The organism is Bradyrhizobium sp. CB3481 (assembly GCF_029714305.1).
In the GTDB taxonomy this organism is placed as follows: domain Bacteria; phylum Pseudomonadota; class Alphaproteobacteria; order Rhizobiales; family Xanthobacteraceae; genus Bradyrhizobium.
Genome location: NZ_CP121647.1, coordinates 4653527 through 4673319, shown reverse-complemented (window position 1 = coordinate 4673319; position 19793 = coordinate 4653527). Strand labels below are relative to the sequence as shown.

The window sequence follows — 19793 nt, the reverse complement described above, 5'->3', positions numbered from 1 at the left end:
CCTAGAGTTAGCGCATCTCCCGACGGCAAGCCCTTCGAGACCTTCGGAAAGGACTCGATAATGCTCAGAAGGCGGAAGCACGGGACGACGGGCCGACTGGCCCTGTCACATCAAAAACGCCAGATGAGGAGCGATTGCTGAGACCGTCCGTTCAGCTCCCGGCCGGGATCTGCGGATGCGCGCCTTATAAGGATTTTGGCCGGAATGGCAAGCCGAAGGACGCGCCTGGCCCGGAACAGCCCGGTCCTGACGAGAACCGGCTCCATTCTCGTTTTCTGGAAAACAACCCCATGCACAGTAGCCCCAGGGTCCCGCAAGGGGGGAGGCGAATATAGGCCTTGAGTTATTTGTTTGTATGACATACAAATAACCGGAGGAGGGGCCGATGGACCCGAAGCGGACCGACACGGCGGCCGAGCCGATTTCCGGCGACCCCAAGCACGCCGTGCGCGCCACGCGTACGGCTGGGCGCAGAATGCGCTCGCTGCTGCTGGATGGCGCAAGCCGGCTGTTCAAGGAGCGCGGCCTCGCCGGGACCTCGATCTCGGATATCGCAGCCGCCGCAGACGCTTTCCCAAGCCAGATCACCTATTACTTCCGCACCAAGGAGGCGCTGTTCGTCGAGGCCGCCTGCCGCGACATGCTCTATGTTGCGCGCGCCACCGAGCAGGCCGCATTGCGGGCGCAGACGCCGCGGGACTACACCCGCGCGTTGGTTGAGACCGTCACGGCAACCGATTCCGTCGCTTTCTTCGCCGAGGCGCTGACCCTGACGCGGCGCAGGCCCGATCTCGCACCGCTGGTGGAGCGCACCATCGAGCGGCTGCATGCCGAGGGCATGCGCGCCTATGCAGAGCAGATCGAGCGCCACGGCTGGCGCAGCTTGCGCGATCCCGATGCATCCTCGCGGCGATTCTGGGCACTCGCCATCGGCGTGACGGTCGAGGGATTTGCGATGGGCCGGTCGTCCGAGGAAATGGCCGCCGAGATGCTGCGCGTGCTGGGCGATCAGGCCGCCGCCAAGGCGACCGGCAACAGGCTGCGCCTCGTCGGCAGCGGCGTGACCGAAGAAGCATCGGAAGGGGAGAGCGAGAGATGACAGCACTTCGCATGCGTGCCCGCGATTTCCTCAGCGAGGACGAATTGATCACAGTGCGCGAGCGCTTCACCTGGAAGGGTGCGGCGCTGATCACGCATGCCTGGGCGTTGATCCTGGGCTCGATCGCGCTGGTCGCGTGGTGGCCCAACCCGCTGACCTTTCTGCTCGCGGTCGGCATCATCGGCTCGCGCCAGCTCGGGCTTGCCATCCTGATGCATGACGGCGCGCATGGATGCCTTTCGGCAGACGAGAAGCTCAATTTGACGCTCAGCCAATGGTTTTGCGCCTATCCGATCTTCGCCGAGACACGCGCCTACCGCCGCTATCACCTGCAGCACCATGCGCGCACGCAGCAGGAAGACGATCCGGATTTGATCCTATCGGCGCCGTTTCCGATCACGAAGGTGAGCTATCGCCGCAAGTTCTTCCGCGACATCACCGGGCAGACCGGTTACCAGCAGCGCAAGGCGCAGTTCCTCAATGCGCTCGGTCCGAAGGAATGGCCCCTCGCGCGGCGCGCCGCGCATTTCTGGGAAAAGCTCGGCCCGCAATGCGTCGTCAATGCCGCGCTGTTCGCCGGCCTTGCCGCCGCCGGCGTGTGGTGGGCCTATCCGCTGCTGTGGCTGTTGCCGCTGCTCACCTGGCAAATGGTGATTACCCGGATCCGCAACATTGCCGAGCATGCCGTCGTTCCCGACTCGAGCGATCCGCTGCGCAATACCCGCACCACGCGTGCGAACTTCCTGGAGCGGCTGTTCATCGCGCCGTATTACGTCAACTACCACCTCGAACATCATCTGCTGTTCTATGTGCCCTGCTACAACCTGCCGCGCGTGCACTGCATCTTGTCTGAAAGCCGCTACGCGGGGAGGATGGAGGTACAACCGAACTATGCCGCCGTGCTGCGGATGGCGACCGCGAGGCCAGATCATGAGGATCGCCCTGGGAAACTGGCGAGCATCGCACGCCGGGCGCGGGCCGGCGCCGAGATTGGCGGCGACCAGGCGGCAGGCGGGTTTTAGGACCCGGACGTCTCTCTCGTCGCTCACTGAGTGCGTGAAAGGAGCCAGCCGATGATCGACCTGACCACCTTGGTTGCTTATGGAGCAGTCGTGCTGGGCTTTGTATTCATCCCAGGTCCCGCCACGCTCCTGACGGTGGCACGGGCCACTAGTTCGGGCACGAAAGTGGGGATAGCTACCGGCGTCGGGATCGCCGCTGGCGACCTTATCCATACTTTCATGGCGATCGTCGGCATCTCGGCGATCATCGCGACTTCGGCGCTGCTGTTCAGCATCATCAAATACATTGGTGCGGCGTATCTCGTTTACCTCGGCATTCGTGCAATTCTCGAGAAAGCGCCGGCAAATCTGGCGGCCAGCGCGCTGCCGATCCCGGCAGGCAAGGCATTCAGGCAGGCCATTCTGGCCGAGGTGCTGAATCCAAAGACGGCACTTTTCTTCCTCGCCTTCCTTCCCCAGTTTGTTGCGCCTGAGAATGGATCGGTCATGCTTCAACTCACCATTCTGGGCATCCTGTTTGTCCTGTTGGGACTTGTCAGCACGGTGGTCTTCGCCGTCTGTGCAGGAGGCCTCGGCAGCTTCCTCCGCCGGAATCCCGCTGTATTGAAATGGCAGGGCAAGGCGGTTGGCGGCATCTATTGTGCGCTGGGTGTCCGTTTGGCGCTGCAGGAACGCTGAGCCTGCCTCAATTCCCGATCTTCCCGCAGCGTGCGCCGTCCCGCAGCGCGGCTTGACATCCCGGCCTCGGTCAGTGTCTTACGGCCCATTCTAACGAGGGAGCGCCCGATGACGGCTGCATTTACGTTTCCGGGACAGGGTTCCCAGGCGGTCGGCATGGGCAAGGCCCTGGCAGAGGCCTTTCCGGCCGCGCGGGCGGTGTTCGACGAGGTTGATTCGGCGCTCGGCGAAAAGCTGACTGCTACCATCTGGGATGGCCCGGCCGAGACCCTCCAACTCACCGAAAATGCCCAGCCGGCCCTGATGGCGGTCTCGATCGCCACACTGCGGGTGCTCGAGACCGAGGCGGGCTTTTCCGTCGGGCGGGATGCGGCCTTCGTGGCCGGTCATTCGCTCGGCGAATATTCCGCGCTGGCCGCCGCCGGCAGCCTCAGTGTCAGTGATACCGCACGTCTGCTGCGCACCCGTGGTCTTGCAATGCAAAAAGCGGTGCCGGTCGGCGCCGGCGCGATGGCGGCGCTGCTCGGGCTCGATTATGAGGCCGCGATGGCGGTTGCCGGCGAAGCTGCGCAGGGGCAGGTTTGCCAAGCCGCCAACGACAATGGCGGCGGGCAGGTGGTGGTTTCCGGCGACAAGGCGGCGGTCGATCGCGCCGTCGAGATCGCCAAGGCCAAGGGCGCCAAGCGCGCCCTGCTGCTGCCGGTGTCAGCGCCTTTCCACTGCAAGCTGATGCAACCCGCAGCCGACGCGATGGCGGAGGCGCTGTCGGGCGTGACGATCAAGGCGCCGGCTTCGCCGCTGGTGTCGAACGTGCTGGCGGCGCCGATCACCGATCCCGACGAGATTCGCCGCCGGCTGATCGAGCAGGTCACCGGCACCGTCCGTTGGCGCGAGTCGGTAGCCTATATGGCGGCGCACGGCGTCACGCGGTTCTTCGAAATCGGGGCGGGAAAGGTGCTAAGCGGCCTGGTCAAGCGCATCGCTGACGGCGCCGTCGGCGTGCCGGTTGGCGGACCCAACGATATTGCCGCCGCCAAGGATGCATTGGCGGCTTCGGCCTGAAGCTGCCGGAAGGAGACAATGATGTTCGATTTGACAGGCAGGACAGCGCTGGTCACCGGTGCCACCGGTGGTATTGGCGGAGCGATCGCGCAGGCGTTGCATGGCCAGGGCGCGACGGTGGCGATCTCAGGCACGCGCCGCGAGGTGCTGGACTCCTTTGCCGCCAAGCTTGGCGAGCGCGTCCACGTGCTGCCGTGCAATCTCTCCGAGACCGCGCAGGTCGAGGGCCTGGTCCCGGCGGCGGAGGCCGCGATGGGGCAGGTCGATATTCTGATCGCCAATGCCGGCATCACGCGCGACAATCTCTTCGTGCAGTTGCGCGACGAGGATTGGGACGACGTCATCCAGGTCAACCTGACCGCGACCTTCCGCCTTGCACGCGCTGCAACAAAGCTGATGATGCGCAAGCGCTTCGGCCGGATCATTGCGATCACCTCGATCGTCGGCGTGACCGGCAATCCGGGCCAGGCCAACTACACCGCCTCAAAAGCCGGCATCATCGGCCTGATCAAGACGCTGGGCGCGGAATATGCCAAGCGCAACGTAACGGCCAATTGCATTGCACCAGGGTTCATCAAGACGCCGATGACCGACGCGCTCAATGACAAGCAGCGCGAGGCCATCCTGGCGAAGGTTCCTGCGGCGCGGCTGGGGACGCCGGAGGACATCGCCGGGGCAGCGGTCTATCTCGCCTCGAACGAGGCGGCTTACGTGACCGGCCAGACGATTCACGTCAACGGTGGAATGGCCATGATTTGAGCGAGTTATTGCCCCGATCAATGCGGCCAAAGGCCGTTTTCGGAGGCGGTGGAGGCTTGTAGTCAAGGCTTGGGAAGTATGGTAACCGAACCCCCGACGGATGGGCAAACAAGGCCATTGCAGGAATTTGAAACCCTGTATATTGGCGTGGCAACGCCTGCCGTTCGCCGGGGCTTTGTCGGCTACCATCGGGCCGAACCAAGACTATGCGCGATAGCGAAGGAAGTTTAACGACCACGATAGCTCGTAGCGTCTTTGTAGCGTCTTGGGGTCGGGTCCAATGGAACAAGCACGAGGTTGAAGATGAGTGAGATTGGCGAGCGGGTTAAGAAGATTGTGGTCGAACACCTCGGTGTTGAACCCGAAAAGGTTGTCGACAGCGCAAGTTTCATCGATGACCTCGGCGCCGACAGTCTCGACACCGTCGAGCTCGTGATGGCATTTGAGGAAGAGTTCGGTTGCGAGATTCCGGATGACGCAGCCGAGACGATCTTGACTGTTGGCGACGCGACCAAGTTTCTCGAGAAGAACGCGAAGAGCTGACGTCCCGGGCGGGTAGAGACAGAGCCGGACGGGCCGTGGTCGAACGGTCCCCCGGTTTCTTGTTTTTGGTCACTGCTTTCCGGCTGGAGTTTTTGACATGAGACGTGTTGTCGTCACGGGGCTGGGCATGGTTACGCCGCTCGGCTGCGGCGTTGACACAACGTGGGCGCGCATCCTCGACGGCCAGAGCGGCGCCAAGAAGATCGACACGTTCGAAGTTTCCGACCTCGCCAGCCAGATCGCCTGCGTGATTCCGCGCGGCGATGGCTCTGACGGCACTTTCAATCCCGACCAGTGGATGGAGCCGAAAGAACAGCGCAAGGTCGACGACTTCATCATCTTTGCGATGGCGGCGGCGCGCCAGGCGCTCGATGACGCGGGCTGGCATCCCTCGACCGAGGAAGACAAGTGCGCGACCGGCACGCTGATCGGCTCGGGCATTGGCGGCCTGTCCGGCATCGCCGAGACCTCGCTGCTGCTGAAGGAACGCGGTCCGCGCCGGGTATCGCCGTTCTTCATTCCGGGACGGCTGATCAATCTGGCTTCCGGTTATGTCTCGATCGAGCATGGCCTGAAGGGGCCGAATCATTCCGTGGTGACGGCGTGCTCGACCGGCGCGCATGCGATCGGTGACGGTGCCCGCCTCATTGCGCTCGGCGATGCCGATGTGATGGTCGCAGGCGGCACGGAATCGCCGATCTGCCGGCTGGCAATGGCGGGCTTCTGCGCCGCGCGCGCGCTCTCGACCGGCTACAACGAGACGCCGCAAAAGGCCTCGCGACCCTACGACAAGGGCCGCGACGGATTCGTGATGGGCGAGGGTGCCGGCGTCGTGGTGCTCGAGGAATATGAGCACGCCAAGAAGCGTGGCGCGCGCATCTATTGCGAAGTGATCGGCTACGGCCTGTCGGGCGACGCCTATCACATCACCTCGCCATCGCCGGACGGCGATGGCGGCTTCCGCAGCATGAGCGCGGCGATCAAGCGCGCCGGCATCGCGGTATCGGATATCGACTATATCAACGCCCACGGTACTTCGACGCAGATCGGCGATGAGATCGAGCTCGGCGCCGTGGAGCGGCTGCTCGGCAACGCCGCTTCCAAGGTGTCGATGTCGTCGACGAAATCGTCGACCGGACACCTGCTCGGTGCGGCCGGCGCGATCGAAGCCATTTTCAGCATCCTTGCGATTCGCGATAATATTGCTCCGCCCACGATCAATTTGGAAAACCCGTCGGTGGAAACGGCGATCGATCTGGTGCCGCAGACGGCGCGCAAGCGCGAGATTGCCGTCGCACTGTCGAATTCCTTCGGTTTCGGAGGGACGAACGCCTCCGTAATCGTACGGCGTGTGGCAAACTAGTAAGTGTTTATAACTACTCCACCGTTTTGCCGTATTCGGCGATGACTTCTACGAGCGGGCGTATGCTATCGGCTGGGCAGGGGATTGCCGGGCCGCGATTGAACCGGCAGGATTCAGGTTGCATCGATGAGTGAGAGGCCGCCCATTTCACCGCGAAGTCCGCGCGCTGCGCTGGAGCCCGAGCAGGTGCCGCCGCCGCCGAAGCGGTCGGAGCGCGCCCGCAATCCGTTCGTGGTGGTCGGCAATGCCATCTTCACCATCCTGATCATCCTGATGATCGGGGCGGGAACGGCGTATTATTACGGCAGGCAGATCCTGGAAACGCCGGGACCGCTGCAAGAAGACAAGATCGTCAACATTCCGACGCGGGCCGGCAAGCGCGATATCGCCGATGTGCTGCTGCGCGAAGGGGTGGTCAACGTCAGTCCCTGGGCCTTCATCGGCGGCGTGTTTGCGCTGAAGGCAAGCTCCGATCTCAAGCCGGGCGAGTATTCCTTCCAGAAGAATGCCAGCCTGCGCGACGTCATCGCCACCATCGTCGAGGGCAAGGTGGTGCAGCACGCCGTCACGATTCCCGAAGGCCTGACCTCCGAACAGATCGTAACGCGGCTGATCGACAACGACATCTTCGCGGGCTCGGTGCGGGAAATGCCGCGCGAGGGCACGCTGCTGCCGGAAACCTACAAGTTTCCGCGCGGCACCACGCGCGAACAGGTGATCCACCGCTTGCAACAGAGCCAGAAGCGGGTGCTCGCGGAAATCTGGGAGCGCCGCAATCCGGACGTTCCGGTCCGCTCGCCGGAGCAGCTCATTACACTCGCCTCAATCATCGAGAAGGAAACCGGTCGGGCCGACGAGCGCAGCCGCGTCGCGGCGGTATTCACCAATCGCCTCAAACAGAGGATCAAGCTGCAGTCGGACCCGACCATCATTTACGGCCTGGTCGGCGGCAAGGGAACGCTCGGCCGGCCGATCAAGCGCAGCGAGATCACCCAGCCGTCGCCCTACAACACCTATGTGATCGAGGGCCTGCCGCCCGGACCGATCGCCAATCCGGGCCGCGCCTCGCTTGAAGCCGCCGCCAATCCGGCGCGCACACGGGACCTATTCTTCGTCGCCGATGGCACCGGCGGGCACGCCTTCACCGAGACCTACGACGCGCACCAGAAAAACGTCGCCAAGCTGCGCGCGCTTGAAAAGCAGATCCAGAACGACACCGTCGAGCCGTCTGAAGACGCGCCGCCGCCCACGGCCGCCAGTCCGGCCGACACCAATCCAACCGCGACGACGCGGCCTTCGGCGCCGGCGAAAAAGCCGCCCGCCCGTCCTGCGGCACCGGCGACCGCACCGGCCCGCCAGGGCGCTGCGCAGTCGACCACGACGCCACCGGTCGTGCAGCGCTGAAACCGGCCGGCCCGCGCGGGATTTGCTGCCAGGGCCGGAACGCAATTCCACTTTGGCGGAAATCGGCTTAAGGTCGCGCCGTTCTTTCGAGTCTCGAAATCCCTGTCTTTCGGAGAGTGTTACGCGATGGCGCTATCGAGCATGACCGGTTTTGCCCGGAGTCACGGCGCCAGCGGGCCCTATACGTTCGAATGGGAACTGAAGTCGGTCAACGCCAAGGGTTTTGACATGCGCTTGCGCCTGCCGCCCGGCTGGGACGAGGTGGAAGCCTTTGCCAAGAAACGCGCCGGCGAGGTGCTGTCGCGCGGCACCGTCTACGCCAACCTCAACGTCAAGCGCGCCAACGCGGTCTCGACCGTGCGCATCAATGACGACGTGCTCGCCTCGGTCGTGAAGGTCGCGGGCGAGCTGGCCGCCAAGATCGACGCGGTGGCGCCGAGCATCGACGGGCTACTCGGCATCAAGGGCGTCATCGAGGTCGTCGAGCCCGAAAGCGACGAGGCCGAAGACAAGGCGGCGCGGGATGCGGCGGTCACGGCCTTCGAGCAGGCGCTCGGCAACCTCGTCGAGATGCGCCGCCGCGAGGGCGTGACGCTCGGGCAAATCCTGATCCAGCGCATGGATGAAATCGAGCGGCTGGCGAAAAAGGCCGAGGCGGCCCCCGGCCGCAAGCCGGAGGCGATCCGCGCGCGGCTCGCCGAGCAGGTCACGGCGCTATTGGAAACCTCCGAGCGCTTCGACCCAGACCGGCTCCATCAGGAAGCGATCATGATCGCGACCAAGGCCGACATCCGCGAAGAGCTCGACCGCATCGCCTCGCATGTCGCGCAGGCGCGCGAGATGATCGGCAAAGGCGGCCCGGTTGGGCGGCGGCTCGACTTCCTCGCCCAGGAGTTCAACCGCGAGGTCAACACCTGCTGCTCTAAATCGAATGATCTGGAATTGACCCAGACCGGCCTCGAAATGAAGAACGTGGTCGAGCAGTTCCGCGAGCAGGTCCAGAATCTGGAGTAAGGGATGGTGGCTTCCGGTTTCGACGGAGTTGAACGGCGCGGGTTGATGTTCGTGCTGTCCTCGCCCTCGGGCGCGGGCAAGACGACGCTGTCGCGCATGCTGATTGCCGAGACACCTGCGCTGCAGATGTCAGTGTCGGCGACCACCAGGCCGAAGCGGCCCGGTGAGGTTGACGGCAAGGACTACTTCTTTGTCGATCACACCCAGTTTGAGACGATGGTCACAAACGGCGAGCTGCTGGAGTGGGCGACCGTATTTGACAACCGTTACGGCACGCCACGGGCGCCGGTCGAAAGGGCATTATCGTCCGGGCAGGACGTGCTGTTCGATATCGACTGGCAGGGCACCCAACAACTGCGCGATAAATCGCCGAATGATGTGGTCAGTGTTTTCATCCTTCCACCGTCAGTGTCGGCACTGGAACAACGACTGCACACGCGGGCGCAAGATTCCGATGAGATCATCCGCGGCCGTATGAGAAAGGCTGGCGACGAGATGAGCCATTTCGACGCCTACGATTACATCGTGGTCAACGACAACATCGGAATAGCGTTCGAAGCCGTGAAATCGATCTTGCGCGCGGAACAGTTAAAGCGAGATCGGCAAGTCGGGCTTTCAGACTTCGTTCTCGGGTTGCGGCGCCAGCTCGAGAAATAGCTGACGCTTGCCGCTTCGTTACGTCTGCGCGCTGCGGGCGAGGCGGGCCAGCATTTCCGTAACCTGCTGTTCGCGCTCCCGCTCCTGCGACACCGGGCGCCGGTTGGCGGGCGCGTAGGACTCCGGCGCTGCGCGCGACCGCTCGCGGGGCACGCGGGTCCGCTCTTGGAATGCGCGGTCCTGCAACGCCCGGTTCTGAGATGGCTGGTCCTGGAATGGCCGATCCTGAAAGCCGCGGCCCTGGAATCCCCGCTCCTGGAAGGCGTGGTCGCGCGGGGCGCGCGCGGGCTGCATGGCGGGGGCGCGCCGCAGCTTGGCGTCCTCGTCGTGGAACATCGGCTGCGGTGCACGTTTCTTGACGCGGGCGGAATCCCACATCGCGCGCCGTTTCTTCCGCATCGCGCGGCGAGCCCGCATCCGGCCGATCCTGACGATGGCGCTGACCGTGAGGCCGGCGAGCGCGAGCGCGGCCGCCATCACCAGAAGCAGCTTCTGCAATGAGGCGGTCGGCGGCTTTGCCGGCTCTACCGCGACAGCTGCGATCTGCTCCGCCGTCGGCTGCTGCGCATATTCTGTCTGCGACTGCTGCGGCTGCTGTTCGACAGGCGCGGCGGCGACCGCAGCGACCTGAAGCGGAGCCGGATTGGTCGAAGCGCTTGCGGTGGCGGCGTCGTTCCAGCGCATGCTCGACAGCGGCGCGGGGGCGAGCACGTTCGGCATCGCCGCGCGCTGATTCTGGGCCACCGGCGCAGGCGCTGCTTCGATCGACCGCGTCTCTGCCCTGACCGCCTCGGCGCGGGGCTGCTGGGCAACATATTCGGCGCGCGCTTCGGCGAATTTGCGGGTGCGCGATTCGTCAGCCGTAGGCGGCGTTGCCGGCGCCGATTCTGGCGGGGCGGCGCGTGCGAACTTGTCGTCGGCCTTCTCGCTTTCCTCGCGCAGATACCAGCACTGCCGCTTGGTGACGCGGTCGATGCGATAGTACCAATGGCTGCCCGCAGGCGTCGCGCCGCTCGGTGCCGACCGGCAGCTGTCGGCGACCTGGGCGAGCTGCATCGGGGCTTCCGCAACGGCGTCCATCGTTTGCGCCCGGAGATCCGTCACGGTGGCGAGGTTTGTTCCTGCGACGACACCGGCAAACAACGCCGGGACGAATTTCACGGAACACTTCGACATCTGCAACCCCGGACACGCAACGCAACGCGACGCTTGATGCCGCCAATCTGGTCAGAGACTTGGGTCGCAATGAGCCGCGATTTTGGAGCGGATGGGGTATAATTGCGGCTGCCGCGCTGCCGCAATTCGGGCGGGCTAAGGCCATGTAATATCGTCGGAAAATCAGGGCGTTTCGGCCGTGCAGGAGGGCTATTGTTTAGAAGCGGTCCAACGTCCGGTGCAGCCGTCCGACCGCACGAACGAGCCGGAGCCGGTGTGGCCCGAGAATCGCCCCGTGCTGGTCCAGCTCAAGCCTTGGACCGAGCCGCGGCGCGAAGCGTGATTCCAGGACATGCCCCATTTGTCGTTGTCGGGCCCGTAGAGGATCGAGCCCCACGGTTTGAGGTCCTCCATCTTGCGCAGCCGCGTCAGCACGCCCTCGGTGGCTTCACCTAACGGCGTCATCCTGACCCTTCTCCTGAAACTTGGCGGTCGCGACGCGCATGCCGTTCTTGCTGTCGAGCGGCTCCGGATCGTAGTTGAGCTCGAACAGGCGGTCGCGTCGCTCAACTCGCGCAGCAGGACCGGATCCTTGATCGGAATGCGGTCGGGATCGGGACGCAGCGTCGAAGCCAGCGGCTCCGACTGTGGTGCAACCGCGGCGAGCTGCTGCGGTGCCGGGGCAGGGGGCACGAAATAGAAATTGCCATCGGTCGGCGAGGACGACACCCCAGGGCTGCTGCGATCCGCCGGTCTGGCGCTTCACGGCGAGGCCGACCTGGTTGAAGGTCTGGAAGATGTCGAGCCCGGCCTGCTTGATCGTCATGGCGAGCGCCTTGGTGTAGGGGCTGGGGCCGTCGGTGCCGTCGAGCGCGACATTGCCGGGCTGCGTCGCATAGGAGATCAGCGTGCCTTCCGGCGCGCGCATCTGCGCCAGGCCGCCGTCGGAAGCGCGCAGGCCGCGCGCGCCGAACGGGTTGTTACGGCAGGCATCGAGGATCACCATGTTGAGCCGCGTGCCCGAGCCCTGCATCTGCCGCAGCACGAGGTTGACGTCGACCATCTGGAAATCGACATCGGCCTCGCGCGCTGCGGACGAGGTGATCGAGTAAACGCGTCGACACCGCCCGGCGTTCAAGCCGGGCGTGATCTGATCGCCTTCTTAATAGCCGTCGAGCGCGGTTTAGTCACAGATGCGCTCGCGGATCCTGACGCGCTCACCAAAGCGGTTGAAGCGTTCGCGGATCACGATCCGGCAGTCATCTCTGTAATCACGATAGTAGGGGCGATCATAGCCGGGACCGACGTAAACGCCTCCGGGCCCGACGCCAAACTCGATAGCGTTGGCGGAGCCAATGGCTCCGATCGTAAGCAGGGTCGCAATCGTCAAGACAGAAAGCTTCATAGATACCTCCTCTTGTCGATCGAGGACCAAAGGCTTGGGAGGGCATTCGTTCCGAACGGCGGAGATTTTGATGGCGCGATCATCTCATGTTCCGCCGGGGAACATTGCAGTGAGCTAGCTGGGTTTCGATCGTGGACGACGCTTATCGTGCCGGCAGGACTTGTCGCTCGATGATCGTGCTCATGTCGGTTTTCAACGGCGACGATGTGCTCGTGAGCTTAAGGAACCGGAGGCCGTTCTGAACGCTTGATCGATTTTGGTCGATGCGCCCTCTGGCTTCGTATTCGGACGAAAATGCCATGACATCACTTGCGAAGCTACTCGCTCAAAAACAGCAACTGCTGCGCAGGCTGGGAGAGGATCCGGGACCGAATGAGCGCGCCGAGCTGGAGCGGCTCTTAGAGAAGGTCGATGCAGCATTGAGTTCACTGCAGCCGGCACCCGGCGAGACAGCCGAGGATCAATGACATCGGGTTTTGCATGCGACCGCCAACGTAAGGTGCGCTTCGCTTGAAACTATTGCCACTGATCTCGTTTCGAGAGTGTCACCCATGCCCCGCGCGTCTCGTTTTCAGGCCCGGCAAAGGCGCGGGGAGCCTGTGCATAAACTGTGGATAACTGCCCCATTTCTGACTTAATCGATTATCTAACTTCCTGAAGTTACTGAGGTTTGTTGTTCAACAGTTCCATTGTTGCGTGGGTGCGTAATGAACAGATTTCGGTTGATAATGTTCGGCGCCGAGGTGGCCGGTGTGACGGTTGCGGTTTTCTTTGCGGCGACGCCGACGCAAGCGAAGCAGTGCAGCGCGGAACGGCCGTCAAATGCGCAATCCTATTGGTCCTATCGGCTGATCGACGGCCGAAAATGCTGGTACGAAGGCAAGCCGATGCTTTCTAAATCCCTGTTGCATTGGCCAACCTCATCAAGCAACGCCGCAGCGAACTCCCGCCCATCGTCAGAACGCCAGCTGGCAAAGCCTCGCAATCCGCTGGATGCACAGGCCTCGATTTCCGGGGATGACGCAGCTAAGCCGAAGCCGCTGGCGATCGCTGATGTCGGCCCGATGCCTGGAGCATCGCTGACAACGGATGATTTGCGCGCATGGGGCCAAGGCAAGTTGGCAGCGATCACGGCGGAGCCGGTGGTCATGACGATCCTGGACCGCTGGCCCGATCAGGAGCTTCCGCAGCACCGGGCCAAGCCGCCGCCGGTCGGAGAAGCGGTCGTGATGAGCCCTCGAGCCATGATAGCGGCGATTATCATTTTCATGGCTGTGATGGCGGTGCTGATCGAGGTGACCTTCCACCGCAAACCACGTCGACGATGGTAGGCGGACGGCATCTATCTCGGCCGCCGCAAGGGGCAACACCTGATCTATGCCGGCAAGGTCGACCACCGCTTTGACAAGAAATCATCCATCGTGTTGCGCCGGCGTCGACGCCCCTTCGCGACGGATGCAATAACCCAGTCGTGATTTATCCGCCCCGACCTGCGTGTTACGATCCCGCGAGACAATCGGGGGGCGAGCATGGAGAAATACGGGGCGGGTTCGATTGTTGTCTGCGACTATGATTCCGCCTGGCCGGTGTTGTTCGAGAAGGAGAGCACGATCATTCGGAATGCGCTCGGCCAGCTCGTCTTGACGGTCGAGCACATCGGTAGCACGGCAGTGCCGGGGCTTCCATCCAAGCCGATTATTGATCTGCTGGTCGGCGTGCGGAGCTTCGACGAGGCATTAGAGCGATGCGTCGGGCCGATGCAAGAGCTGGGGTATGTCTATATTCCGGAATACGCTTCGTGGCTGCCTGGCGAACTGTTTTTTCGCAAAGGCCCTCCGGGACCGTGGACTCATCATGTGCATCTGATGGAGACGTGCCATCCGCGGACGGAGGCGTTTCTGGTGTTTCGCGATTATCTGCGCGCCCATCCCGAGGCAGCCCGCGCCTATGCCGCTATCAAGCGCAGCCTTGCCGTCTCGTCTCAGGACGACATCAAGGCCTACCGAACCGGCAAGAACAGCTTCGTCGAGGAAACGACGGAAAAGGCGCGTGCGTGGCATGCCCGGACGCAACACAGTCCAGCGCTAGAATGACGCTGATGATGCGCTCGCTACGCGTCGAGCATCCGCGTTAACGGCATTGTCACCGTCGTTACACGCGGCCGAAGCAGTCGGCGCTGGACCGCCGTTTGCCGATCCGCGATGGGCGCCGCTGACGGCCATGACGCTGGAGCGCAGCGAAGTGCTGGAGGGCGGCTCGATGCTGCTGCGGTACCGGATATCCAATGCGAAGTCGCCGTGACCGGTGGCGCGGAGCGGATCGGGGCCGAAGGCGTCATCCGCCGCCTGATCGCCAGCAAACGATGCTGAAATTAACGTCAGGCGGCGAAAATGATGCTGCCCGTTAGGCGATCTTTAAGTGAAACTCCAAACGACCGATGCATTCGCTGGCGCCGCCAATGACGCAGGTTCCCGAAGATCGTACGTTACCAACGCTCATCTGCACCCGATCCAGATCGTCCCGAACGGCAACCGTCGGCGGGTTTTTCGCACAGCAAGCCGCGACCATGAGATCAAACGCGCTGAATCTCGTTGCGACTTTCCTGCTGGGTCCCACGCTTCTGGCTTTGCTGTTTGCCTGGCAAGCGAGAGAACCCGGCGACAGCGAATTCGTCTTCGGCTTCTGGCTTGGATTTGGTTTACCAGGGCTGGCGCTGGCGATGTTTCTGTTTTGGCTTGGCAGGCCTGACCGCGCTCGACGGGGTGGCGATCAGGTCAGCGGGATGGTGGATGAGGGCGAACCAAATTGATTGGACGCAGCGGGTGTCCGCAGGCATCGAGCCAAAGCTGGAAATGTTCGCCAAGCGCCGGCTGAAATGGGCAAAGCCGCTCGATCTTCAATTCGACGGGATGCCGGCCGAGCGCGCAGCGCCATTCGTTGCGATCGAGGCGTTTTGCCTGCCGACAGGCCAGCCGGAGCCGGCGCCACAATTCCTGATGTCGCTTGTGAACTGGTTAACAATTGCCGTCATGTTGTGGCGGTATGTTCCCGCGTGGCAGGGAGAGTATGGCGATGGAACGGAAAGTCCGATTTGCCAGGTCGACAGTTCTGATCCGCAGGGAAAGTCTGCAAAAAAGGTTCTCCGAGTTGCAGAAGCTCAAGGAGCAGGTGCGGCTTGCTGAAATCGCCGCCAAGCAACCGTCGCCGCCGGCGCGAAGGATTGCGTGCCTGAGCGACGGCTCGCGGTGAGCGGCGGTTCAGGCAGCTTCAAGTCCGATGGCTAGGCCAGCATACTTGCCGCGATGTTCTGGTTCGTTTCGGCGTCCACGACCGTGAACGCAAGCCCGCGCGACCGCCATTCGCGGAGATCCATTATCGGTACATAGCAAGCGGCTTGCGTATCGTAGAGCCGGGATTGCGCGTGGCGCTGGATGAGCTTTGCCATCGTCGGCGGCCTTGTCTGACTGGAATGCGCGTGAGCTACCTCGACCGGATGCACCACGATCACGGTGTCGGAGCCGCGCCATTTAGGCGGTTGCGGATAGCTCTCAAATCAACTCGAAAAGCGTCGGGGAGGGCGGATATATCCGAGCTGCGATCAGTCAGCGCCGCTTACTCAATTGCCGCTACTTGAGCGAAAATCGATAAGTTTCCTGAATGGAGCGAAATAAAACGGTAGCGCCGCCGGCGGGCAGGACGCATGATGTTCCCGTCATCGCACCGTCCCAAGGCATCTATCGGTGATGAGATCGCCAGTTGCGCTCCCGCCATCCTCTCAGGGAATGGAGCCGCGCCATGCAGCGACGCCGGTTCAAGCACATTCTGTCCTTTCCAGACCGCCTCACGCAGGAGGCCGAACGCTGGCGCGCGGAAGCCGAGAAACTGCCGCCCGGCATCGAGCGGCTGGAGCTCGAACGGAAAGCGCGACGGGCAGAGACCGCTGCTCACATGGACGAATGGCTCCGCTCGCCCGGCCTGCAACCTCCCAAATGAAGGGGACGCCGTGCGTAGCGTGACGGAGTATCTGCAGCGAGCGGCTGAATTCGAGGCGCTGGCTGCGACAACGGATGTTGACGAAACGCGGAAGCGATATCTCGATATCGCGGCCGGTTATCGTCTGCTGGCCAAGGAGCGGGAGTGGCTGATCGAAACGGGCGCGACGGAGGGCGAGCCGCCGATCCGCGATGCCGCCTGCTGATCGACCTCAACGCAAGCGCCTCGCGCCATCGATCCAGGAAAGTCTCAGCCCCACCGCCATGTTGCGGCAGCGAAGCGGTTTGCACCTCTATCGACCTTGCCCATCGCGCCCGGTACGATGTGCCCGAATTGCAAACAAGGAATTTTCAGGGGGGCGGCCATGATGCGGGGCGGACGTGCAGTGCTGGCGGCGGCGATGATGGGGATGGCGGGCACGCCCGTTGCGGGGCAGGTGCTGGATGCCACCTATCGCGGCACGATGGTGTGCGAAAAATTGCCGTTCACCAGCGGCCAGATGCGCGAGGCCATCGAGGTCTCGGTTTCCGGCGGCGCCGCGCGCTACACCCATGTGGTGCGACTGCGCAACGCCGCGGTCGAAGCCACAGCCGAGCAGGGCACCGGCACGATCAGCGCCGCGAAGATCGAACTTCAGGGCAGCTGGAAAGGCGGCAGTCGGCAATATGAGGCGAAGTACAGCGGCAGCTTCGTGCGGCGCAGCGCGAAGCTGAAGGGCACGCAGAGCTGGACTGACGGCGGCAAGACCGTCACGCGGGCTTGCACCGGCGCGATCAAGCGGCCGTTCAAGCCATTCTTGCCGCGGGCGAAGAAGCAGGCGGCGGCGGGTTGATTGTAGCTGTCCCGACTACTGGGAAAGTCGCGAGATAATCGCCGAGGTCGGCGCGTGGAGCCGAGAAATTCCAATTGCGGTTCGCGCATTTATTTTGAGCAATTCGCCAAGGCGAACCGCATTTGAACAGTGGCGTCCGGCGTTATTTCTCCAATAGATCAAGTGTTTCCTCGTGGCTCACGCGCGATCATGTCGCGTGAGTGAAGCTCCCCGACCTAATGGCGAAGTCCATTGACACTTTAAAACTGCTAATTGAAATTAATTGGGCCGTTTTGGCATCTCAGTGAAAATGGAGTTAATATGGCAAAAAGCATTATTGCGACCGCGGCGCTGATACTAAGCCTATCAGCCGCGCAGGTTTCGGCAGCTACGATTGTGAGCGACTTCAATTCGGGCGCGGATGGATGGACCGCCGTTGATGCCGACTATCACGATTATTCGGCGAACTGGCAAAACGCTGGCGGTAATCCGGGCGGCTATCTTCAGGGCATCGAGACAAATCCTCAGGGAGGGACGGGTTACTATATCGCGCCGGCAAAATTTCTGGGAAATCTGAGTGCCTACGCCGGCGGGACGCTGAGCTGGGATATCAAAGTTTTCACAGGTACTTCATATTTCAACGATGTTGATCTCATCATTTCAGGTGGAGGGAGCTCGGCCTCCTTTAGCTCGAACATCAACCCCGTGGGCCAAGGCTGGTATCATCTTGAAGTTCAACTGAACCAGGCCACCCTCGGAGGCAATCTCGCAACCATTCTGTCCAATGTCACAAAACTGCAGATTCGCGGTGAGTACATCGGCGGTGGGGAAACGGAAGGGCTCGACAATGTGCGGCTGATGACAGCCGCCGTTCCCGAGCCATCCACCTGGGCGATGATGCTGCTGGGCTTCGCCGGCGTCGGATTCATGACGTACCGCCGACGAAAGCAGGTCTCGTTCAAGATAGGCTGAAGCGTCGGAAGATTATCGCTATGCCGAGAGACCGCCTTCGGGCGGTCTCTCTTTTGGTGACGTCAACTCGATGGCGGTGAGAAGGGTGATGATCTGAGCCGCCTCAGCGAGTCATTCCCGCCGCGGCGAAAGAAGCGGCATCTGCGCAGGGAGCCGCGCGTTACGAACACGCACTGCAATTCGAGCGCTGAGCCGAAGACTTAGACGAAGACTTGGACGAAGACTTGGACCTTGCCGTCCGGCCTTTCGACAAATCATCGAGGATGACACAATCAGGGCCCGGCCCGCCGGCGCATGATGCATCACAGCTCGCGACGAAAGCCGCGATGCTGCGCTCCAACCCCTTCAGCTCCGCGACCTTGGTGCGCACGGCAACCAGATGCTCGTGGGCGAGGTCGCGGGCATGCATGCACGACAGCGACGGATCCTGCATCAGCTTGACGAGCGAGCGCACCTGATCGATCGAGAAGCCGAATTCGCGGCAGCGGCGGATGAAGGTCAACTGCTTTACATCGGCATCGCCATAAACGCGCTGGCCGCCCGCCTGACGGTTCGCCGACCGCAGCAGTCCGATTTCCTCATAGTAGCGGATCATCGGCGCGTTGGTGCCGGTGCGGCGGGCCAGCACGCCTATCTTCATGGCGCTCATCTATCTGTCTTCTCTGTAGAACATTTCGCTTGAACCTCAAGTTACTTGAGGAAGTACGATTCCCGCAATGTCCCATCCAATCATCTTCAGGAGAGATATTGCATGTCGATCGTCGAAGCCGCCCCCATCGCCTGCACCTTGACGCCAGGAGAGCACAAGAACCGGATGTCCTGGATCGCTGCCCTGAACCGGGATGCGCTCCGCGGCCATCGGCGCCGCGATCTCGTGCTGGAACTGCGCTATGCGCCCGAAGCACGCGCCCGCGTGGCCGAGATGGTTCGCAACGAGCAGCTTTGCTGCGGGTTTCTTGCCTTCGACCTGCACGAAGCCGAAGACGAAATCCGCCTCACCATCGCCGCGCCGGAAGCGGCACGCGAGGCCGCCGACAGCCTGTTCGAGCCGTTCCTGGCCCAGGCGTCCGCGCCTTCCTGCGCCTGCGCCAGCTCGGTGCCTCCCAAGGTGGCTTCGAAAGAGCCGGCAGGCTCGAAGGCAGCGGGCGTCACGGCCGTGACGCTTTCGACCGGCGCGGTCGCCTGCGGCGTGTGCTGCGTCCTGCCGTTTGCGCTTCCTGCCGCGGTTCTCGCCAGCACCGGGACTCTGCTGGCGTGGCTCGTCAGCGTCCATGTGTGGGTCACCGCGCTCGCCATCCTCGCCGTCCTCGGCGCATGGGGGTGGATCGCATGGCAATCCAGGCGTACGCGGCGCAAGGCGGCGACTGCAACGCTGGTCATGATGGTGCTGTCGACGACGTTGATGACGGTCGCTGTTCTCTGGCCATTGATCGAAAAGCCTCTGATCCGCATGCTGCGGGCTTGATCCCGCGCCAGCCAAACCATCCGCTGCCTTGAGCGGCAGCGGATGCCGTGCGACGTTCGTTCCATGAAAACCGTTGTCGTCTATGCCGGCGCCGCTGTTGCGGAGATTGCCGGTTGCTTCGCCTTTTGGGCCTGGCTGCGTCTTGGCAAGCCTGTCTGGTGGCTGTTTCCCGGCCTGCTCTCGCTGGTCCTGTTTGCTTACCTGCTCACGCTCGTCGAGACCGACGCGGCGGGACGCGCCTACGCCGCCTATGGCGGCATCTATATTGTCGCGTCGCTGGCCTGGCTGTGGACGATCGAGAGCATTCGCCCGGATCGCTGGGACGTCGCAGGCGCCGGCCTGTGTCTGGTCGGTGCTGCCGTGATATTGTGGGGGCCGCGGGGATGAGTGC

General features: G+C 62.9%; 26 protein-coding genes and 1 pseudogene. 22 read left to right on the top strand and 5 right to left on the bottom strand.

What is annotated here, in order from left to right:
- Nucleotides 1–385 precede the first annotated feature (385 nt).
- The 10 genes from QA643_RS22805 to gmk all read left to right on the top strand — a co-directional run bounded on the left by QA643_RS22805 (nt 386) and on the right by gmk (nt 9601).
- Nucleotides 386–1099, top strand: coding sequence for a TetR/AcrR family transcriptional regulator C-terminal domain-containing protein (locus QA643_RS22805; RefSeq protein ID WP_283028139.1), 714 nt, complete (start codon nt 386–388; stop codon nt 1097–1099).
- Nucleotides 1096–2121, top strand: a complete 1026-nt coding sequence (locus QA643_RS22800; protein ID WP_283028138.1) for a fatty acid desaturase family protein — start codon at nt 1096–1098, stop codon at nt 2119–2121. Before QA643_RS22805 ends, QA643_RS22800 begins: the two co-directional genes overlap by 4 nt.
- A gap of 51 nt (nt 2122–2172) precedes the next feature.
- On the top strand, nt 2173–2799 hold the full coding sequence (locus QA643_RS22795; RefSeq protein WP_283028137.1) for a LysE family translocator: 627 nt from the start codon (nt 2173–2175) through the stop codon (nt 2797–2799).
- A 108-nt stretch (nt 2800–2907) separates the two neighbouring features.
- Complete coding sequence (gene fabD / locus QA643_RS22790; RefSeq protein ID WP_283028136.1) at nt 2908–3861, top strand: ACP S-malonyltransferase; 954 nt, start codon at nt 2908–2910, stop codon at nt 3859–3861.
- Nucleotides 3862–3882: 21 nt separating this feature from the next.
- Nucleotides 3883–4620: a 3-oxoacyl-[acyl-carrier-protein] reductase gene (fabG, locus tag QA643_RS22785; RefSeq protein ID WP_283028135.1), complete on the top strand. Its 738-nt coding sequence runs from the start codon at nt 3883–3885 to the stop codon at nt 4618–4620.
- A gap of 303 nt (nt 4621–4923) precedes the next feature.
- Nucleotides 4924–5163 (top strand): acyl carrier protein, encoded by a 240-nt coding sequence (locus tag QA643_RS22780; protein WP_002716125.1) that lies wholly within the window; start codon nt 4924–4926, stop codon nt 5161–5163.
- Nucleotides 5164–5260: 97 nt separating this feature from the next.
- The gene (gene fabF, locus QA643_RS22775; protein WP_283028134.1) at nt 5261–6526 is read left to right on the top strand and encodes a beta-ketoacyl-ACP synthase II; all 1266 of its coding nucleotides are present in this window, start codon (nt 5261–5263) and stop codon (nt 6524–6526) included.
- 126 nt (nt 6527–6652) lie between these two features.
- Nucleotides 6653–7930 carry an endolytic transglycosylase MltG gene (gene mltG / locus QA643_RS22770; RefSeq protein WP_283028133.1) on the top strand — a complete coding sequence of 426 codons (1278 nt, stop codon included), beginning with the start codon at nt 6653–6655 and terminating at the stop codon, nt 7928–7930.
- Between the two features lie 126 nt (nt 7931–8056).
- A complete protein-coding gene (locus QA643_RS22765; RefSeq protein WP_283028132.1) occupies nt 8057–8944 on the top strand; it encodes a YicC/YloC family endoribonuclease in 888 nt (295 codons plus the stop codon).
- A gap of 3 nt (nt 8945–8947) precedes the next feature.
- On the top strand, nt 8948–9601 hold the full coding sequence (gene gmk, locus QA643_RS22760; RefSeq protein WP_283028131.1) for a guanylate kinase: 654 nt from the start codon (nt 8948–8950) through the stop codon (nt 9599–9601).
- Nucleotides 9602–9619: 18 nt separating this feature from the next.
- Here the strand turns inward: gmk and QA643_RS22755 are convergent, their stop codons facing one another.
- The 3 genes and pseudogenes from QA643_RS22755 to QA643_RS22745 all read right to left on the bottom strand — a co-directional run bounded on the left by QA643_RS22755 (nt 9620) and on the right by QA643_RS22745 (nt 12161).
- Nucleotides 9620–10777: a hypothetical protein gene (locus QA643_RS22755; RefSeq protein WP_283028130.1), complete on the bottom strand. Its 1158-nt coding sequence runs from the start codon at nt 10775–10777 to the stop codon at nt 9620–9622.
- Nucleotides 10778–11074: 297 nt separating this feature from the next.
- Nucleotides 11075–11843: pseudogene (locus tag QA643_RS22750) on the bottom strand (caspase family protein); the annotation flags it as partial.
- 96 nt (nt 11844–11939) lie between these two features.
- Nucleotides 11940–12161 carry a hypothetical protein gene (locus QA643_RS22745; RefSeq protein ID WP_283028128.1) on the bottom strand — a complete coding sequence of 74 codons (222 nt, stop codon included), beginning with the start codon at nt 12159–12161 and terminating at the stop codon, nt 11940–11942.
- Nucleotides 12162–12460: 299 nt separating this feature from the next.
- Between QA643_RS22745 and QA643_RS22740 the strand changes: the two genes are divergently transcribed.
- The 6 genes from QA643_RS22740 to QA643_RS22715 all read left to right on the top strand — a co-directional run bounded on the left by QA643_RS22740 (nt 12461) and on the right by QA643_RS22715 (nt 15343).
- Nucleotides 12461–12628: a hypothetical protein gene (locus tag QA643_RS22740; RefSeq protein WP_283028127.1), complete on the top strand. Its 168-nt coding sequence runs from the start codon at nt 12461–12463 to the stop codon at nt 12626–12628.
- A 261-nt stretch (nt 12629–12889) separates the two neighbouring features.
- Nucleotides 12890–13492 (top strand): hypothetical protein, encoded by a 603-nt coding sequence (locus QA643_RS22735; protein WP_283035097.1) that lies wholly within the window; start codon nt 12890–12892, stop codon nt 13490–13492.
- A gap of 198 nt (nt 13493–13690) precedes the next feature.
- Complete coding sequence (locus tag QA643_RS22730) at nt 13691–14254, top strand: GrpB family protein (protein WP_283028126.1); 564 nt, start codon at nt 13691–13693, stop codon at nt 14252–14254.
- 46 nt (nt 14255–14300) lie between these two features.
- Nucleotides 14301–14462, top strand: a complete 162-nt coding sequence (locus QA643_RS22725; protein ID WP_283028125.1) for a hypothetical protein — start codon at nt 14301–14303, stop codon at nt 14460–14462.
- A 157-nt stretch (nt 14463–14619) separates the two neighbouring features.
- Nucleotides 14620–14970, top strand: coding sequence for a hypothetical protein (locus tag QA643_RS22720; protein WP_283028124.1), 351 nt, complete (start codon nt 14620–14622; stop codon nt 14968–14970).
- Nucleotides 14951–15343: a hypothetical protein gene (locus tag QA643_RS22715; RefSeq protein ID WP_283028123.1), complete on the top strand. Its 393-nt coding sequence runs from the start codon at nt 14951–14953 to the stop codon at nt 15341–15343. Before QA643_RS22720 ends, QA643_RS22715 begins: the two co-directional genes overlap by 20 nt.
- A gap of 98 nt (nt 15344–15441) precedes the next feature.
- On the opposite strand, the gene QA643_RS22710 is transcribed toward QA643_RS22715, so the two are convergent.
- Entirely contained in the window at nt 15442–15606 is a 165-nt protein-coding gene (locus QA643_RS22710; protein WP_283028122.1) for a polyhydroxyalkanoate synthesis regulator DNA-binding domain-containing protein, read from the bottom strand.
- 350 nt (nt 15607–15956) lie between these two features.
- On the opposite strand from QA643_RS22710, the gene QA643_RS22705 reads away from it, so the two are divergent.
- The 4 genes from QA643_RS22705 (at nt 15957) to QA643_RS22690 (ending at nt 17937) form a co-directional block, all read left to right on the top strand.
- Nucleotides 15957–16154 (top strand): hypothetical protein, encoded by a 198-nt coding sequence (locus tag QA643_RS22705; RefSeq protein WP_283028121.1) that lies wholly within the window; start codon nt 15957–15959, stop codon nt 16152–16154.
- A gap of 10 nt (nt 16155–16164) precedes the next feature.
- Entirely contained in the window at nt 16165–16359 is a 195-nt protein-coding gene (locus tag QA643_RS22700; RefSeq protein ID WP_283028120.1) for a hypothetical protein, read from the top strand.
- Between the two features lie 159 nt (nt 16360–16518).
- Nucleotides 16519–16986 (top strand): hypothetical protein, encoded by a 468-nt coding sequence (locus QA643_RS22695; RefSeq protein WP_283028119.1) that lies wholly within the window; start codon nt 16519–16521, stop codon nt 16984–16986.
- Between the two features lie 300 nt (nt 16987–17286).
- Complete coding sequence (locus tag QA643_RS22690) at nt 17287–17937, top strand: laminin B domain-containing protein (protein ID WP_283028118.1); 651 nt, start codon at nt 17287–17289, stop codon at nt 17935–17937.
- A 160-nt stretch (nt 17938–18097) separates the two neighbouring features.
- On the opposite strand, the gene QA643_RS22685 is transcribed toward QA643_RS22690, so the two are convergent.
- The gene (locus tag QA643_RS22685; RefSeq protein WP_283028117.1) at nt 18098–18586 is read right to left on the bottom strand and encodes a helix-turn-helix domain-containing protein; all 489 of its coding nucleotides are present in this window, start codon (nt 18584–18586) and stop codon (nt 18098–18100) included.
- A 102-nt stretch (nt 18587–18688) separates the two neighbouring features.
- On the opposite strand from QA643_RS22685, the gene QA643_RS22680 reads away from it, so the two are divergent.
- Both QA643_RS22680 and QA643_RS22675 read left to right on the top strand, forming a co-directional pair.
- The gene (locus QA643_RS22680) at nt 18689–19402 is read left to right on the top strand and encodes a hypothetical protein (protein ID WP_283028116.1); all 714 of its coding nucleotides are present in this window, start codon (nt 18689–18691) and stop codon (nt 19400–19402) included.
- Nucleotides 19403–19465: 63 nt separating this feature from the next.
- Nucleotides 19466–19789: a YnfA family protein gene (locus tag QA643_RS22675; protein ID WP_283028115.1), complete on the top strand. Its 324-nt coding sequence runs from the start codon at nt 19466–19468 to the stop codon at nt 19787–19789.
- The last annotated feature ends 4 nt before the right edge of the window (nt 19790–19793 follow it).

Excerpts from the sequence above, each read along its gene's own strand:
- QA643_RS22805 (WP_283028139.1), top strand. The coding sequence starts at position 386 with ATGGACCCGAAGCGGACCGACACGGCGGCCGAGCCGATTTCCGGCGAC.
- QA643_RS22800 (WP_283028138.1), top strand. The coding sequence starts at position 1,096 with ATGACAGCACTTCGCATGCGTGCCCGCGATTTCCTCAGCGAGGACGAA.
- QA643_RS22795 (WP_283028137.1), top strand. The coding sequence starts at position 2,173 with ATGATCGACCTGACCACCTTGGTTGCTTATGGAGCAGTCGTGCTGGGC.
- fabD (WP_283028136.1), top strand. The coding sequence starts at position 2,908 with ATGACGGCTGCATTTACGTTTCCGGGACAGGGTTCCCAGGCGGTCGGC.
- fabG (WP_283028135.1), top strand. The coding sequence starts at position 3,883 with ATGTTCGATTTGACAGGCAGGACAGCGCTGGTCACCGGTGCCACCGGT.
- QA643_RS22780 (WP_002716125.1), top strand. The coding sequence starts at position 4,924 with ATGAGTGAGATTGGCGAGCGGGTTAAGAAGATTGTGGTCGAACACCTC.
- fabF (WP_283028134.1), top strand. The coding sequence starts at position 5,261 with ATGAGACGTGTTGTCGTCACGGGGCTGGGCATGGTTACGCCGCTCGGC.
- mltG (WP_283028133.1), top strand. The coding sequence starts at position 6,653 with ATGAGTGAGAGGCCGCCCATTTCACCGCGAAGTCCGCGCGCTGCGCTG.
- QA643_RS22765 (WP_283028132.1), top strand. The coding sequence starts at position 8,057 with ATGGCGCTATCGAGCATGACCGGTTTTGCCCGGAGTCACGGCGCCAGC.
- gmk (WP_283028131.1), top strand. The coding sequence starts at position 8,948 with ATGGTGGCTTCCGGTTTCGACGGAGTTGAACGGCGCGGGTTGATGTTC.
- QA643_RS22755 (WP_283028130.1), bottom strand. The coding sequence starts at position 10,777 with ATGTCGAAGTGTTCCGTGAAATTCGTCCCGGCGTTGTTTGCCGGTGTC.
- QA643_RS22745 (WP_283028128.1), bottom strand. The coding sequence starts at position 12,161 with ATGAAGCTTTCTGTCTTGACGATTGCGACCCTGCTTACGATCGGAGCC.
- QA643_RS22740 (WP_283028127.1), top strand. The coding sequence starts at position 12,461 with ATGACATCACTTGCGAAGCTACTCGCTCAAAAACAGCAACTGCTGCGC.
- QA643_RS22735 (WP_283035097.1), top strand. The coding sequence starts at position 12,890 with ATGTTCGGCGCCGAGGTGGCCGGTGTGACGGTTGCGGTTTTCTTTGCG.
- QA643_RS22730 (WP_283028126.1), top strand. The coding sequence starts at position 13,691 with ATGGAGAAATACGGGGCGGGTTCGATTGTTGTCTGCGACTATGATTCC.
- QA643_RS22720 (WP_283028124.1), top strand. The coding sequence starts at position 14,620 with ATGACGCAGGTTCCCGAAGATCGTACGTTACCAACGCTCATCTGCACC.
- QA643_RS22715 (WP_283028123.1), top strand. The coding sequence starts at position 14,951 with ATGAGGGCGAACCAAATTGATTGGACGCAGCGGGTGTCCGCAGGCATC.
- QA643_RS22710 (WP_283028122.1), bottom strand. The coding sequence starts at position 15,606 with ATGGCAAAGCTCATCCAGCGCCACGCGCAATCCCGGCTCTACGATACG.
- QA643_RS22705 (WP_283028121.1), top strand. The coding sequence starts at position 15,957 with ATGCAGCGACGCCGGTTCAAGCACATTCTGTCCTTTCCAGACCGCCTC.
- QA643_RS22695 (WP_283028119.1), top strand. The coding sequence starts at position 16,519 with ATGATGCGGGGCGGACGTGCAGTGCTGGCGGCGGCGATGATGGGGATG.
- QA643_RS22690 (WP_283028118.1), top strand. The coding sequence starts at position 17,287 with ATGGCAAAAAGCATTATTGCGACCGCGGCGCTGATACTAAGCCTATCA.
- QA643_RS22685 (WP_283028117.1), bottom strand. The coding sequence starts at position 18,586 with ATGAGCGCCATGAAGATAGGCGTGCTGGCCCGCCGCACCGGCACCAAC.
- QA643_RS22680 (WP_283028116.1), top strand. The coding sequence starts at position 18,689 with ATGTCGATCGTCGAAGCCGCCCCCATCGCCTGCACCTTGACGCCAGGA.
- QA643_RS22675 (WP_283028115.1), top strand. The coding sequence starts at position 19,466 with ATGAAAACCGTTGTCGTCTATGCCGGCGCCGCTGTTGCGGAGATTGCC.